Annotated in this window: 11 protein-coding genes and 1 pseudogene; 6 read left to right on the top strand and 6 right to left on the bottom strand. The window is 51.3% G+C overall.

The features are described from left to right. Positions 1–13 precede the first annotated feature (13 nt). The 3 genes from MP213Fo_RS07040 to MP213Fo_RS07030 form a co-directional block, all read right to left on the bottom strand. A complete protein-coding gene (locus MP213Fo_RS07040) occupies positions 14–1,084 on the bottom strand; it encodes a PhoH family protein (RefSeq protein ID WP_421091056.1) in 1,071 nt (356 codons plus the stop codon). 315 nt (positions 1,085–1,399) lie between these two features. Beyond that, positions 1,400–2,878, bottom strand: a complete 1,479-nt coding sequence (gene miaB / locus MP213Fo_RS07035) for a tRNA (N6-isopentenyl adenosine(37)-C2)-methylthiotransferase MiaB (protein ID WP_421090909.1) — start codon at positions 2,876–2,878, stop codon at positions 1,400–1,402. 116 nt (positions 2,879–2,994) lie between these two features. Then, positions 2,995–3,591, bottom strand: coding sequence for an SH3 domain-containing protein (locus MP213Fo_RS07030; RefSeq protein WP_421090908.1), 597 nt, complete (start codon positions 3,589–3,591; stop codon positions 2,995–2,997). A 224-nt stretch (positions 3,592–3,815) separates the two neighbouring features. Between MP213Fo_RS07030 and MP213Fo_RS07025 the strand changes: the two genes are divergently transcribed. Continuing rightward, positions 3,816–4,817, top strand: a complete 1,002-nt coding sequence (locus MP213Fo_RS07025) for a 2-hydroxyacid dehydrogenase (protein WP_421090907.1) — start codon at positions 3,816–3,818, stop codon at positions 4,815–4,817. A gap of 71 nt (positions 4,818–4,888) precedes the next feature. Here the strand turns inward: MP213Fo_RS07025 and MP213Fo_RS07020 are convergent, their stop codons facing one another. The 3 genes from MP213Fo_RS07020 to MP213Fo_RS07010 are packed head-to-tail and all read right to left on the bottom strand — an operon-like array spanning position 4,889 to position 7,545. Then, positions 4,889–5,749 carry an NlpC/P60 family protein gene (locus tag MP213Fo_RS07020; protein ID WP_421090906.1) on the bottom strand — a complete coding sequence of 287 codons (861 nt, stop codon included), beginning with the start codon at positions 5,747–5,749 and terminating at the stop codon, positions 4,889–4,891. After that, positions 5,746–6,096, bottom strand: a complete 351-nt coding sequence (locus MP213Fo_RS07015) for a MarR family transcriptional regulator (protein ID WP_421090905.1) — start codon at positions 6,094–6,096, stop codon at positions 5,746–5,748. Before MP213Fo_RS07015 ends, MP213Fo_RS07020 begins: the two co-directional genes overlap by 4 nt. 21 nt (positions 6,097–6,117) lie before the next feature. Beyond that, the gene (locus tag MP213Fo_RS07010; protein WP_421090904.1) at positions 6,118–7,545 is read right to left on the bottom strand and encodes a leucyl aminopeptidase family protein; all 1,428 of its coding nucleotides are present in this window, start codon (positions 7,543–7,545) and stop codon (positions 6,118–6,120) included. Positions 7,546–7,742: 197 nt separating this feature from the next. Here MP213Fo_RS07010 and MP213Fo_RS07005 point away from each other — a divergent pair, with 197 nt between their 5' ends. The 5 genes and pseudogenes from MP213Fo_RS07005 to dnaA form a co-directional block, all read left to right on the top strand. After that, positions 7,743–9,005 (top strand): phosphopentomutase, encoded by a 1,263-nt coding sequence (locus MP213Fo_RS07005; RefSeq protein WP_421090903.1) that lies wholly within the window; start codon positions 7,743–7,745, stop codon positions 9,003–9,005. Beyond that, complete coding sequence (gene mutM, locus MP213Fo_RS07000) at positions 8,998–9,909, top strand: bifunctional DNA-formamidopyrimidine glycosylase/DNA-(apurinic or apyrimidinic site) lyase (protein WP_421090902.1); 912 nt, start codon at positions 8,998–9,000, stop codon at positions 9,907–9,909. The genes MP213Fo_RS07005 and mutM overlap by 8 nt, the downstream gene beginning before the upstream one ends. A gap of 60 nt (positions 9,910–9,969) precedes the next feature. Then, complete coding sequence (locus tag MP213Fo_RS06995) at positions 9,970–10,743, top strand: enoyl-CoA hydratase (RefSeq protein ID WP_421091055.1); 774 nt, start codon at positions 9,970–9,972, stop codon at positions 10,741–10,743. 430 nt (positions 10,744–11,173) lie between these two features. Further along, the gene (rpsT, locus tag MP213Fo_RS06990; protein ID WP_421090901.1) at positions 11,174–11,440 is read left to right on the top strand and encodes a 30S ribosomal protein S20; all 267 of its coding nucleotides are present in this window, start codon (positions 11,174–11,176) and stop codon (positions 11,438–11,440) included. Between the two features lie 1,315 nt (positions 11,441–12,755). Further along, positions 12,756–14,216 (top strand): annotated as a pseudogene (gene dnaA, locus MP213Fo_RS06985) (chromosomal replication initiator protein DnaA); the annotation flags it as partial. Positions 14,217–14,466 lie beyond the last annotated feature (250 nt).

The raw sequence follows: 14,466 nt of genomic DNA, 5'->3' as shown, positions 1-14,466 counted from the left end.
AAGACGATATCATTTATGCGGATGTTTTACCGGCTTCACTGTCAGCCGGAATATCGGCCTGGATGGCCTCATCAGGTGTGATTGTACGTTGCTGGCGCAAGGTGCGGGCAGCGCCGCGTTTTTCATAGGCCCGCACAATGGCTGCAACCATCGGATGGCGCACCACATCCTTGTCGCTGAAGCGCACCGTGACGATATTTTCTACATCACCGAGAATTTCCAGCGCTTCCACCAAGCCGGATTTCTGGCCGCTTGGCAGATCGATCTGGCTCGGGTCACCGGTAATGATCATGCGTGATCCCTGACCCAAACGGGTCAGAAACATTTTCATCTGCATGGTTGTGGTGTTTTGTGCCTCATCCAGAATAACAGCAGCATGTGCCAGTGTGCGGCCACGCATAAATGCCAGCGGGGCAATTTCAATTACTCCGGCTGCCAGCGCGCGCTCCACTTTATCGGCGGGAATCATATCATAAAGCGCGTCATAGAGTGGGCGAAGATACGGATCGACCTTTTCTTTCATATCGCCCGGCAGAAAGCCGAGACGTTCGCCTGCTTCAACCGCAGGTCGTGAAAGAATGATGCGCTCCACAAGGCCGCGTTCAAGCAACATCGCTGCATGGGCAACCGCCAGATAGGTTTTGCCTGTGCCGGCAGGGCCGGTGCCAAAAACCAGCTCTGAGCGCTCCATAGCGCGCATATAGGCATCCTGTGTAGGGGTGCGGGCAAAGATTGTTTTCTTGCGGGTGCTGATCTGGGCGGCTGAAAGCCGCGCTTTTGATTCCAGTGTCGGCAAGCTCAGCTGGTCATTACTTTCAGGCGTTATATTGGCCGCCATGCGCAATGCGCCGTCAACATCGGATTTACTCAGGTCGTGCCCCTTTTGCAAAAGCGAATAAAGGTGATCAAGAACGATACGTGCCTGTTCTGTGACTGCGGCCGTTCCGCGCAAATCAAGCTGATTGCCTTTGGAACGAACATCAACGCCGAGCTTTTGCTCAATATAAGCGAGATTTTCATCAAATTGTCCGAAGAGGGCACTTGCCAGCCGGTTGCTGTCAAAGGTCAGGACAATATGTGCCATGTCGGAAGCGCCGTTCTGTTGCGCGGAAGATGTGGCGCCTTTCTGCTGTGCAGAAGATGTCGGAGTGGACTGTTTCAGTTTTTCAGTAACCTGTTTGCCCGTGGTAACGTTCAACCGGCTCTCCTTGAAGTTGCGGTTTGGGAAATTGCGGTTTGGAAAAATGCAGTCTTTTATGCGTTTGTACCGGTATGCTTATATCAGATATGGCTGTATTCAATGAGTAACACGCCGCCATTCCTGTCTGATAATATTTGGCATGATTATGGTACAGATTGATGACACTGTCACGTGCGAAAGCTTGAACACACAAAGATGTCAGCTGCTCTTCAATGCCATCAGGCTGTTGGTGCCGGTCGCATGCACTTTCACTTTGACAATATCACCGATTTCGCCCGGTTCATTATCCACAATTACCGGAATAAGCCACGGTGAACGCGCAATCATCTGGCCTTCAAAACGACCGGGCTTTTCGAGAAGAACGTGCATTTCGGTACCAACAAGGCTGTCCTGAAACGCATATTGCTGCTCACTGAGAAGCGCCTGCAAGCGCTGAAGGCGTTCATCCTTCACCGCTTCATCCACATGGTCCGGCAGATCGGCACCGGGCGTGCCGGGGCGCGGAGAATATTTGAATGAATAGGCCTGCGCATAACGCACAGTGCGTACCAATTGCAGCGTATCTTCAAAATCCTGATCCGTTTCACCGGGAAAACCGACAATAAAATCACCGGATAATGCTAGATCAGGGCGACCAGCGCGGATACGTTCAACGAGTTGAATATAATCCTGCGCTTTATGTCTGCGGTTCATAGCTTTGAGAATACGGTCTGAACCGGATTGCACCGGCAGATGCAGATAGGGCATCAGAATATCAAGATCACGATGGGCGTTGATCAGCGCCTCATCCATGTCGCGCGGATGGCTGGTGGTATAACGCAGATGCGCAATGCCCGGAATGTCTGCCAAGCGGTAAAGCAACTCGCCAAGACCCCATTCACGGCCGTCATCGCCTGCACCATGCCAGCCATTTACATTCTGGCCAAGCAGGGTCAGATCACGCACACCGGCCTGTGCCAGTTTGGTGGCTTCATTGACAATCTGGGCAACGGAGCGTGAAACTTCCGAGCCGCGCGTGTAAGGCACCACACAGAAAGTACAAAATTTATCGCAGCCTTCCTGCACCGTCAGAAAAGCCGATACGCCGCGCTTGCGCACCTGTTCGCGGCTGGCGCTCGGCAAATGCTCGAACTTGTCTTCAACGGCATATTCCGTATCAACAACCTGACGGCCCTCACGCACCTCAGCCAGCGCTTGTGGCAACCGGTGATAGGTTTGTGGGCCCACAACCAGATCAACGGTTGGCGAACGGCGCAAAATTTCGTCACCCTCGGCCTGCGCAACGCAGCCCGCAACACCAATAATCAGATCCTGACCATTGGCATGGCGCTTGTTTTTCAGTTTTCGCAGACGGCCAAGTGCAGAATAGAGTTTTTCAGAAGCTTTTTCACGGATATGGCAGGTATTGATCAGCACCATATCTGCATCATCAGCACTGTCTGTAGTAACATAGCCTTCTGTTGCCAGGCTGTCGGCCATACGCTGGCTGTCATAGACATTCATCTGACAGCCATAGGTTTTAACAAATACCTTGCGTGTATTACCGGTAACCGCGCTTGGTTCAGCGCTGGTAACTTCACCTGCTTTGGTCGCGGGTGAAACAGTATCTGAAACGCTGGCTGCAAGCGCAGTTTCCGCTTCGTGGTGATGCGTGTGGGGTGCTGATTGATCCTTCATGAGGGGCTTTTAACGCTTTTCCCTTCGGATGAGAAGTGGGCAGATGCGCGCAAAAATATTTTGATAGCGAAGATACCTTGGCGCGCGCTCAGTGTTTTAATGCCGCACATATATTTTTAGTCAAAAACCTCACCGGGATAAGCACCCCAGATTTGTCTTTGGCGTATCCAGCCGCGTGTACCGCTGACATCGAGCTGGCACCATTGCCCACTACATTCGCGGATAGCACTGATGACCCCCGGCTCTAACCGCGCCACCACGCGCGCAGTTTCATTGGCGCTGGCAAATAAATCAATCAGGGCTTCGGTTTTACCGCGCTCCCAAGGGGCAACAATCGCTGTACGCTTACCGGCAAGCAGCGATTGGTAAACCCAGCCTTCAGTACCGTCGGCATCGCGGATGCGTCGCCAATTATCATATTCTTGAATAATTTCGACAGGCAGACCGGACTTGGTATAAAGCCATGACACGGCATAATCTCGGCTAGGGCCAACTCTGGTATTAACACGGGTAGGTTTGAGGCTCACAAAACGCGGGATCGGCAAGCCGCTTGGGCCGAGGTTTTCTGTAGGCGATTCGCCCGATGCCGCACTTTGAGCAGCCGCATGGTGCCCGTTGTTAAAAGCGGGCAGCACAAATATGCCGGAAATTATACCAGCAGCAAGCAGAAGACAAAAATGGAATTTACCCGTTTTACGCATATGCAGATTCATTTACAGTCCTGACCGGATCACCATTTGAACAGGCAGACAAAGTTTTTGCAGTTCAGTGTCGTTTGGTGGCCACCGGCTGGTGATAAAGATCGTTTATTGAGACCGGCGGTTTTTCTTTGTCTTTGTTCAATTGCCTTGCTAGACAGGAAAAGAACCATGACAATGCCGTACTGTGCACCTTCTTGGTTAAGGAGGTCTCAACGCGACACATCAAAGGGGTGGAAATGTCGGGCAAAAAGAAACCATTGGTCGTCATTACCCGGAAATTGCCGGATCCTGTTGAAACGCGCATGCGTGAATTGTTTGATGCGCGTCTGAATATTGACGATCAAAAAATGTCGCGCGAAGAATTGGCGAGCGCTATGCGTGAGGCCGATGTGCTGGTGCCGACGATTCGCGATGTGATCGATGCGGAGCTGATTGAGCAGGCGGGTGCCAATCTCAAGCTGATCGCAAATTTCGGCAATGGCGTGGATAATGTGGATGTTGCAGCCGCTGCCAAGCGCGGCATAGCCGTAACCAATACCCCCAATGTGCTGACTGAAGACACTGCTGATATGGCGATGGGGCTGATTTTGTCTGTGCCGCGCCGTTTGGTGCAAGGTGCCAATGTTTTTTCTGATTCCGGTGAGTGGCCGGGCTGGTCACCGACATGGATGCTGGGTCGGCGTATCTGGGGCAAGCGTCTTGGTATAATCGGCATGGGGCGCATTGGTACTGCCGTGGCACGCCGCGCCAAAGCGTTTGGCCTCGCAATCCATTATCATAACCGCAAACGCGTGCATGCTGCGGTTGAAGAGGAGCTGGAAGCAACCTATTGGGACAGCCTCGATCAGATGCTGGCGCGGATGGATATTATTTCCGTGAACTGCCCGTCAACACCGGCAACATTTCATTTGCTGTCAGCGCGTCGCATTGAGCTGATGCAGCCATCAGCCTATCTGGTTAACACCTCGCGCGGTGAAATTGTTGATGAAAATGCCCTGATCAGCCAGATCGAAAACGGTAAACTTGCGGGCGCTGGTCTTGATGTTTTTGAGCAGCATCCGGCGGTGGATGAACGCTTGTTGAAACTGGCCTCTGAGGGCAAAGTGGTGATGCTGCCGCATATGGGATCGGCAACGCTGGAAGGCCGCATTGATATGGGCGATAAAGTGATCGTTAATATCCGCGCATTCTGGGACGGTCACCGCGCACCGGATCGCGTGCTGCCACCACGCGTTTGAGCCGGTATTACCATGTAAATACAAAAAGCCGCTGAACTGTTGCAGCGGCTTTTTGTATGGGGATTATAATTTTACGGGCGGCGGAAATGCGATGGCAGATCGTAAAGATAGGCAATCCGGTCAATACCTTCGCGCAAATCCTCATACGATACTGTCATTGTGTGGCCATTGGCGTGGATCATCGTCTTTGCATCGGTCATAATCGCAACATGGCCGGGCCAGAACACCAGATCACCGCGCTGCAGATCGGCATAATCCTTACCGGCATCAATGACCTCTCCTAAGTGATCACCTTGCATATCGGAATCGCGCAGCACATCACGTCCTGCATCCAGCATTGCAAGCTGCACCAAACCGGAGCAGTCAATGCCAAGGCCGGACGTGCCACCCCATAAATACGGCGTGTTAAGCAGGCTCTCAGCGGTTGAAACATAATCAGTCACTGTTTCATCAATTGCGCGCAAATGCTTGGCAAAAATGGCCGTGCCATCTGCCAGCATGCCATAGCGACTGCCACGGTTTTCTTTAAATTCAGTAATGCTGACGACCGACCCAAGCGATAAAACACTGGTATGGCGAAAGCGCAGATCAGCACCGGAATAGATGAATGTGCGGGGCACACAGATGCGATGGGTCGGGGCGGAGCCGGTGTCTCCAAGCTCGCTATCCGCAATATAGCCAACATAACCGTCGCGCTTGGCCTGTACCCAGCTCCAGCCATGAGCCTGTTCAAAAACAGTGACCTCATCGCCATACAGGATTTGGCTTTGCGGGCCGCTCATTGGTTCAGGCTTACCGCGCAAATCGCAAACCGGCACAATAACACGTTGCGTAAAACCTTCGGTAAAGGCTGCAGCATCAACTTTTCCGCGCAATGCACTGTCGGCAAGATCAGGGCGATAGGCGTTCAGGCGGCGATCAGGCTTAGTCATAAAGGCAATTCCTTGGACTTATCAATGATACGGTCGCCCAGTCTTTCGACATAGAGGGCGCCGTTGACAGTTCTTTTAATAATAACATTGCGCAGATCCTGCGGGTCACGGTGGCGGCTCACCAGTCCCATTGTGCCCATCGTATCAAGGGCGCGGGTGATCACTGGTTTGGTCACACCGAGCCGTGCAGCCAGTGCCCGCACGGTATGGGGTGGTGTTTCCAGATAAATGGTCAACAAAACAGCCATTTGCCGCCAGGTGAGATCATGGCTTTCATCGCGCACTTGTGACAGGGAGACAGTTTGTAGCAATGTCAGCGCCTGTAAGGGTTTTAACTCGACAGCCATGAAATACCGCGTTTCGTTCGGTTAAGTGTTTGCGCTATAGCGCTGCTTGATCACATGATAAAGCGTGCGGATACCCTGTGCCGCACCGCCTGCGGGCGCAGCCGGTTTTTCAACTGGTGTCCAACCGTAAATATCGAAATGCCCCCAGACTTTGGCATTTTCAACAAAACGCGACAAGAACAGAGCGGCGGTAACCGAACCGGCAAAACCGTCTGATGTGACATTGTTGAGATCGGCAATTTTAGAAGTCAGGCGCTCCTCGTAAGGTGCCCAGAGCGGCATGCGCCACAAAGGATCGGCCACCATTGCGGCCTGTTCGCTGACCTGCGTAGCAAATGCCTCGTTATGGCTGTAGAATGGCGGCAGGTCAGGCCCCAATGCAACGCGTGCGGCACCGGTAAGTGTGGCCATATCAATAATGAGATCGGGGTTTTCTTCATCTGCCAATGTCAGCGCATCGGCCAGAACCAGACGCCCTTCGGCATCGGTATTACCGATTTCAACAGTCAGGCCTTTGCGCGAGGTCAGCACATCGCCGGGGCGGAATGCATTGCCGGCAATAGCATTTTCAACGGCAGGGATCAGCACGCGCAGACGCACCGGTAGTTTGGCATCCATAATCATACGGGCAAGACCCAGCACATTGGCCGCGCCGCCCATATCTTTTTTCATCAGGAGCATGCCGCTGGCAGGTTTGATATCCAGACCACCGGTATCAAAGCAAACACCTTTGCCGACCAGTGTTACTTTCGGGTGCGTTTCCTTACCCCAAGACAAATCGATCAGGCGCGGTGCTTTATCGCTGGCGCGGCCGACCGCATGGATCATCGGTAAATTCTGCTCCAGCAGCGCATCACCGGTAATGGCACTAAATTTTGCACCATAGGCAGCAGCAAGATCACGTGCAGCCAGTTCCAGCGCATCAGGCCCCATATCATTGGTCGGGGTATTGATGAGGTCGCAGCTCATGGCGCTGGCATCAGCCAGACGGCGGGTTTCAGCCAGATCATGCAAATCTTTTATAAACAGATTGGCTGTGTCTTTTGTATCTGCACCATTAGCGCGTTTATAGCGGTTGAACTGATAACCGCCGAGCAGAAAACCGAGTGCAAAAAGATCAGCATTCTCAATCGGGCTTGCAATATGCCAGTTACCGGCCGGTAAAACCCGGGCAAGCTTGCCGCTGATGAGGCGACCTTCGCCGCTGCGGTCTTTATCGGTGGACTGAATACCAAACAATGCGCCGGTGATGTGTCCCTGATCATTGGCAAGGATCAATAATTGCCCGGCTTTGCCTTTATAGCCATTGGCCTGCGCCCAGTTGCGGATCGCTTGCGGTAATTCACCACCGGTTAAAATATCCGGTGTGACCAGCCATACCGGACGACTGTCCGTAGCCTGATGATCCAGAAGAGCAGCACGGTTCGCAGATAAAGCAAGGGATGTCATAATCAGTTCCGATAATTATTGCAGGAGCGGGCGGGAGCACAGATGAGTCGCTCTGGTTAAACAGAATAAGCAATCGCCAATAAATAAGGCAAGCTTACAGGCAGTGTTGATGATTTCCTTTCTTGACCCTTGAGCTGTGCTTTATGATAAGCCATGTTCTGTGAAAGCTATCATGAAACAGCTGAAGGCATTCTTTGATGCGGCGAGTGATCCTTATTATACTCGATTCTTTTGGCATTGGCGGCGCGCCAGATGCTGCTGCCTTTGGTGATGCCGGTGCCAATACACTTGGCACGATAGCTGGCGCCTGTATGCGCAATCAAAAGCCGCTATATTTACCGCATCTGGCAGCACTAGGTTTGGCAGAGGCAGCGCAGCTTGCCTGTGGCAGCCTGCCAGCGGGTTTGCCAGCACACACATCCTTAAGCGGGTTGTGGGGTGCTGCCAGTGAAATATCTGAGGGCAAAGATACACCTTCCGGCCATTGGGAAATTGCCGGTTTACCGGTGCCGTTTGCATGGGGCTATTTCCCCAAAACCATTCCGGCCTTTCCTGATGAATTGATTGCAACCATAACCACCCAGCAAAATTTCAGCGGAATATTGGGGAATTGCCATGCATCCGGCACCCAAATTATTGCGGATTTTGGTGAGGAGCATATCAGGACCGGCAAGCCGATCCTCTACACATCCTCGGATTCCGTTTTGCAGGTAGCAGCCCATGAGCAGCATTTCGGGTTGCAGCGGCTCTATGATCTGTGCGCTGCTTTGCGGCTGCTGGCTGATCCGCTTAATATCGGGCGCGTTATTGCCAGACCCTTCATTGGTGATAGCAGCTCAAATTTTGAACGTACCGGTAACCGGCGTGATTATGCGGTGCCGCCGCCGCAGCCAACCCTGCTCAATGTTGTTGAAGCCTCCGGGCATGATGTTTTTGGTGTTGGTAAAATCAGTGATATTTTCGCAGGCTCTGGTATTACCAAACTGCGTAAAGCCCATGGTAATGCAGCACTCGTTGATGCCACATTGGCCTGTATGGACGAGGCAAAAGACGGTGATCTGATTTTTACCAATCTGGTGGATTTCGATATGCTTTATGGCCACCGGCGCGATATTGCCGGTTATGCGGCAGCATTAGAGGCCTTTGACAAGCGCTTGCCTGAGCTGCTGGCAAAAATGCAAACCGGTGATCTGATGATTCTCACTGCCGATCATGGTTGCGATCCGGGTTGGCCCGGCAGTGATCACACGCGTGAATGTGTGCCAGTGCTGATCGCCGGTGCCGGCAGTGGCACCATAGGCATGCGTCACAGTTTTGCAGATATCGGCAAGTCGATTGCGGGCTATCTTGGGCTTGATGCCAGTTTGTGTGAAACACTGCATGGTGAAGATTTTTTGATGCATATTAAGCATGTAAACACTGCGGCATTCTTGCCGATGAATGGAGGCAGTGATGCCTGAATTGCCGGAGGTGGAAACTGTCCGCCGCGGATTACAGCCGGTGATGGAGGGCGCAGTGGTTGAAAAGCTGGTTTTAAACCGGCCTGATTTGCGCTTTCCTTTTCCTGAAAAACTGAGTGAACGGCTGCTTGGACAGAAGATTATTTCTTTAGGGCGCCGTGCCAAATACCTGCTGATAGAGTTTGAGGATGGCGCCAGCCTGATCAGCCATCTGGGGATGTCGGGTTCATACCGGATTGAACCGGATATACGGGGGTCGTTAGATAATCAGCCAGTTCATCAGGCCGATGATAGCTTTTATTATCCCAAGACCAAATATCCGGAAAAAAATACCACGCATGATCATGTGGTTCTGCATTTGGCTACCGCACAATATGGTGCGCGTCAGGTCATTTATAATGATCCGCGCCGCTTTGGTTTTCTGCTTCTGGCTGAGAGCGGCGAGTTGGAGGGGCACGCCTCACTGAAAAATCTTGGGATTGAACCAACCGGCAACAGCCTCTCGGGGCCAGTGTTGGCGGCCTTATTCAAGGGCAAAAAAGTCACGTTAAAAGCCGCTTTGCTGGATCAGCATCTGATTGCCGGTCTTGGCAATATTTACGTGTGTGAGGCTTTGTGGCGTGCAGGGCTTTCACCGTTGCATGCTGCGGGCGAGGTGGCGGATGACCTGCATGTGTCGGAGCTGCTTGCCACCTGCATCCGGGATGTTATTGCCGATGCCATTGTTGCCGGAGGCTCAAGCCTGCGCGACCACCGGCAAACAGATGGCACGCTTGGATATTTTCAGCACTCTTTTGCAGTTTATGACCGCGAAGGGGAGCCGTGCCGGCGCTGCGGCGCTTTGATAGAGCGCATTGTGCAAAATGGGCGTTCAACATTTTATTGTGCGGCATGCTGCACATAATTTTCTGCAAACACAGGATGAAAAGCCGCCGCCAAAGTGCGGCTGTAAGGGGTATGAATGATGGCTTATGAAACTATTTTATCTGAAACGCGCGGTGCAGTTGGTTTGGTCAGGCTGAACCGCCCGCAGGCATTGAATGCGCTTAACACGCAGCTTATCACCGAGCTGACGGCTGCTTTGCAAGCCCTTGATAAGGATGATGCGGTAGGCGCCATCGTGCTGACCGGATCCGATAAAGCTTTTGCAGCTGGCGCTGATATTAAAGAAATGCAGTCTTTAACTTTTGCGCAAGCCTATGGAAACGATTTCCTGAGTGATTGGGAAGGTATTAATGCGATACGCAAACCGGTGATTGCTGCGGTCAGTGGTTATGCACTTGGCGGCGGTTGTGAACTGGCAATGATGTGCGATTTTATCATTGCTTCGGAAACGGCGAAATTCGGCCAGCCTGAAATTACCCTCGGTATTTTACCGGGCATGGGCGGCACACAGCGTCTGGCGCGCTTTGTAGGTAAGGCTAAGGCCATGGATATGGTTTTGACCGGCCGGATGATGGATGCAGCAGAAGCCGAGCGCAGTGGTCTGGTTTCACGTGTTGTAAGCCCGGATGCACTGCTTGATGAGGCGTTGAAGGCTGCCGGACGGATCGCGGCTTTCTCAAACCCCTCCGTGATGATGGCCAAAGATTGCGTCAACCGCGCTTTTGAAAGCACATTGCAGGAAGGCCTCAAATATGAGCGTCGCTCGTTCCATGCGCTTTTTGCGACCGAGGATCAGAAAGAGGGCATGGCAGCTTTTGTCGATAAAAGAACGCCCTCATTCTCAAACCGCTGACAGAACTGCCAGGAGGCCAGGGGAGCAAGGTGGTATGCGTGATCGCAGCAATGCTGCGATTCTCTTCGCCCACGATGCGCAGCACTAGAAAAAGCTGTGCTCTGACGGAGCCGATCGGAATCAACGGCGGAATCTATCTGCCGTTTTTTCCACTTGAAACCGGCCTTGGGGCTTGAAACTATGGCTCAGGCGGGGCTATTACGCTTATAGAGGCTGTAATATCCGCCTGTTGTGGGATTTCGCAGCATTTCTGCGAGAGAATCCACATTGACGCGCTGGCAAAGCTGATCTATAAGCGCGCAACAAGTTTGGTAGCTTTCGGGCTGCCCAGATAGACTTATGCTAGATTGATACCGGTGGCCTGCCTCTTCGATATACTATCGATGCTGAAAAGCCCGCTGGAAAGCTGACAGAAAAAGAGAGGCATATTATGGCCAACACATCTTCGGCCAAGAAGGCGGTTCGTAAAATCGAAGCCCGCACCGAGGTCAACAAATCCCGTCGTTCGCGCGTTCGTACATTCATTCGCAAGTTTGAAGATGCGATTGCACTGGGTGACAAATCTGCTGCACAGGCCGCATTCAAGGATGCTGAGCCAGAAATGATGCGCGCAGTATCAAATGGCGTGATTCATAAGAACACAGCTTCGCGTAAAGTATCGCGTTTGGCTAAGCGTCTTAAGAACATGGCAGCCTGATTTCAGGTCAGATAGTTTTTAAAAACCCGGTCTTTGTACCGGGTTTTTTTGTGTCTGTATTTCCAGTTTATTGTGAAGTTTTTGAAGATTGTGGATCACCCGATTCTCTCAGGTTTCAGCCGAACTAGAATCGCTGGCATGGCGTTGTGCTAAATGAAAACAAATGCTTAGCGCCAGTGTCCTGATTCTATTCGGTGCTTACAATTTTCCCCGGATTTTTATAATTTAGAATTTTATATTCTTACATTTGCAATGGTTTTTAATCATCTTGGCCCCCTTTATGCACAATTCTTTTCTGAGTCTGGGGATTGCACCAAACCATCTTGAGTCAAGTGAATTATTATTATTTTTTTTCCATCATGGGATTCTAGAAGGCTTAATAATTAGCGCGATAAAAAGGTGTTGAATCCAAAGGTCTTATTAATTTCAGGGCCTATCCAAGTGTTGCTGTGCGTATTGAAAGACAGATGAAATGGTTAAAAAACTCTTAACGGCACTCTTGCCCTAAGAGTAAAGAGTTCGCTAATGTTGGTCTATCAGTGCTCTGGATCACCGGCATAACAATAGCGGGCATCCGGATATAATTTCAAAGTGTATGAGGCGTTTAACGCAGAATTTTCAATTCTGTGAATGAGATTTCTTGTGTCTTTGAAATGTAAGGAATGTGCGGGGGCAAAACGTGTGGGACAATAATCTGATCGGTGCCGCTAAAGTGAAGCATGTTTTGTGGCGGGATTAATTCGCTGTCATTCAGAAAATAACGCGCACTTATAAGAGGTTAAAATTAGGTTTCGGTGCGGTTTACCGATCATTAACCTAAAAAAAGTTTTGCGTGACCGCAGATGGAAACAGAGGTTGTTGAATGGTTCAATACGGGCAATCAGCATGAGGCAGAAAAGAATACGAGTCGGAGCCTGTGGGTTTCAGATTGCAGGAGAACGTCCGCAGCATAGTTTTCGTGATCGTAAAAATCATCAGATTGATCAGCTTCGAAAATGGTGCAGCTTTAAAAACACGAGATACTAAAAACTAAAGCACTGAAAAACTAAAACAAAAAAATGAGAACGGATGCTGTGACCTGTTCCGGCAGAACCGTTTTGTAACAAGCATCTGAAAAAGATGTACCGGCATCGACCAATAAAAACTGAACCGAGTATGTGAGGCAGAAATGATTGCAAAGAATGAGGCAAAACTGGGCGTGATGAGCGTAACCAGCCAGCCATGCCCGACGATCAGTGCAGCTTCGCAAATTCAAGAGGTTTTGGTGCCGGATTTTATGAGTGAGAAAGAGAATATGACTTTAACAACCGCTTCTCCGGATGAGGCCTTTGAACGACTGCTGAGCAAGCTTAAAGCGCGTGTTGGCAGTGAAATATTCTCTTCATGGTTTGGTCGTCTGAAGCTGGATGAAGTCTCAAAAAGCGTTGTGCGTTTTTCAGTGCCAACTGCCTTTTTGCGCTCCTGGATCAACAACCATTATGCCGAAATGCTGACCCTGCTCTGGCAGGAAGAAAACCCGCAAATTCTGAAGGTCGAAGTTGTTGTGCGCGGGATGAGCCGTGCTGCACGCCCTGCGGCTCCGGTTGCGGCTGTGATGCCTGAATTGGCGCAGATCACTGCAATGCCACGTGAAAAAACTATCTTTCCGGTTGGCCAGAGCTTTTCCGCTGAAAAGCGTACCAGCCAGGTTGAAGCGGCAGCGCAAGGTGCAGCCTCAGGCGCCGTGCTAGGCTCCCCGCTTGATCCGCGCTATACATTTGAGAGCTTTGTTGATGGTGCATCAAACCGCGTGGCACTTGCTGCAGCGCGCACCATTGCTGAAGCCGGCTCGAGTGCCGTGCGCTTCAATCCGCTTTTCATTCATGCGTCTGTTGGCCTTGGTAAAACCCATATTTTGCAGGCAATTGCTGCAACCGCTTTGCAGCGTCAGGATAAGCCGCGTGTTGTTTATCTGACCGCCGAATATTTCATGTGGCGTTTTGCAACCGCTATTCGCGATAATAATGCGCTGAACTTTAAAGAGCAGCTGCGTGATATTGATCTGTTGATCATTGATGATATGCAGTTCCTGCAGGGTAAATCCATCCAGCATGAGTTCTGCCATCTGATCAATACCCTGCTCGACAGTGCAAAACAGGTTGTTGTTGCTGCAGACCGTCCGCCATCAGAGCTGGAATCACTTGATGTGCGCGTACGTTCGCGTCTTCAGGGCGGCGTGGCGCTCGAAATGGCAGCGCCGGATTTTGAAATGCGTTTGGAAATGCTCAAGCGTCGTCTGACAACTGCGCAGCTTGAAGATCACAACATCCATATTTCCGAAGAAATTCTCGCGCATGTTGCACGCACAGTAACCGGCAGTGGCCGCGAGCTGGAAGGTGCTTTCAATCAGCTGCTGTTCCGTCAGTCTTTCGAACCTAATCTCTCGATTGATCGTGTGGATGAATTGCTCGGTCATCTGACCCGCGCCGGCGAGCCAAAGCGTATCCGCATTGAAGAAATTCAGCGTATCGTTGCCCGCCATTACAATGTTTCAAAGCAGGATTTGCTGTCTAATCGCCGCACACGCACAATCGTGAAGCCGCGTCAGGTGGCGATGTATCTGGCGAAAATGCTGACCCCGCGCTCGCTGCCTGAAATCGGACGTCGTTTTGGCGGACGCGATCACACCACTGTTTTGCATGCAGTGCGTAAAATTGAAGATCTGGTTGGCGCCGATCTGAAATTGGCGCAAGAGCTTGAACTGCTGAAACGCCTGATCAACGATCAATCCGCTTAAAATTTTGTGTGAGCGATTCTGTGCCGTGGCAGCTGTCACGGCACGCAATGTTTATACGAGCTTTGTGTAGGATCGGGCAATCCACCCGGGTTTTGCGCTGTTAAGGTAATAATATACAGTGGAAATCGCTCTGTGACGGTCTGCGGACTTGCAAAACAACCTTAAACTCTGGCAATTTACCCGTCCATATAGGCGCGTGTCGCGCCGTGATCTCCGGTGCAGACCTGTCTGTTGCCGGACAGATGTTAGC

The organism is Pseudochrobactrum mosebachae (assembly GCF_048914685.1).
Taxonomy (GTDB): domain Bacteria; phylum Pseudomonadota; class Alphaproteobacteria; order Rhizobiales; family Rhizobiaceae; genus Pseudochrobactrum.
Note: the sequence above shows the minus strand (reverse complement) of the source record. Positions and strands in the feature narration are given on the sequence as shown.

Coding starts and splice junctions, on each gene's coding strand:
- MP213Fo_RS07040 (WP_421091056.1), bottom strand. CDS start 1,084: ATGGCACATATTGTCCTGACCTTTGACAGCAACCGGCTGGCAAGTGCC.
- MP213Fo_RS07005 (WP_421090903.1), top strand. CDS start 7,743: ATGCGGCGAGTGATCCTTATTATACTCGATTCTTTTGGCATTGGCGGC.
- MP213Fo_RS07025 (WP_421090907.1), top strand. CDS start 3,816: ATGTCGGGCAAAAAGAAACCATTGGTCGTCATTACCCGGAAATTGCCG.
- MP213Fo_RS07015 (WP_421090905.1), bottom strand. CDS start 6,096: ATGGCTGTCGAGTTAAAACCCTTACAGGCGCTGACATTGCTACAAACT.
- MP213Fo_RS07010 (WP_421090904.1), bottom strand. CDS start 7,545: ATGACATCCCTTGCTTTATCTGCGAACCGTGCTGCTCTTCTGGATCAT.
- MP213Fo_RS07030 (WP_421090908.1), bottom strand. CDS start 3,591: ATGAATCTGCATATGCGTAAAACGGGTAAATTCCATTTTTGTCTTCTG.
- rpsT (WP_421090901.1), top strand. CDS start 11,174: ATGGCCAACACATCTTCGGCCAAGAAGGCGGTTCGTAAAATCGAAGCC.
- MP213Fo_RS07020 (WP_421090906.1), bottom strand. CDS start 5,749: ATGACTAAGCCTGATCGCCGCCTGAACGCCTATCGCCCTGATCTTGCC.
- miaB (WP_421090909.1), bottom strand. CDS start 2,878: ATGAAGGATCAATCAGCACCCCACACGCATCACCACGAAGCGGAAACT.
- MP213Fo_RS06995 (WP_421091055.1), top strand. CDS start 9,970: ATGGCTTATGAAACTATTTTATCTGAAACGCGCGGTGCAGTTGGTTTG.
- mutM (WP_421090902.1), top strand. CDS start 8,998: ATGCCTGAATTGCCGGAGGTGGAAACTGTCCGCCGCGGATTACAGCCG.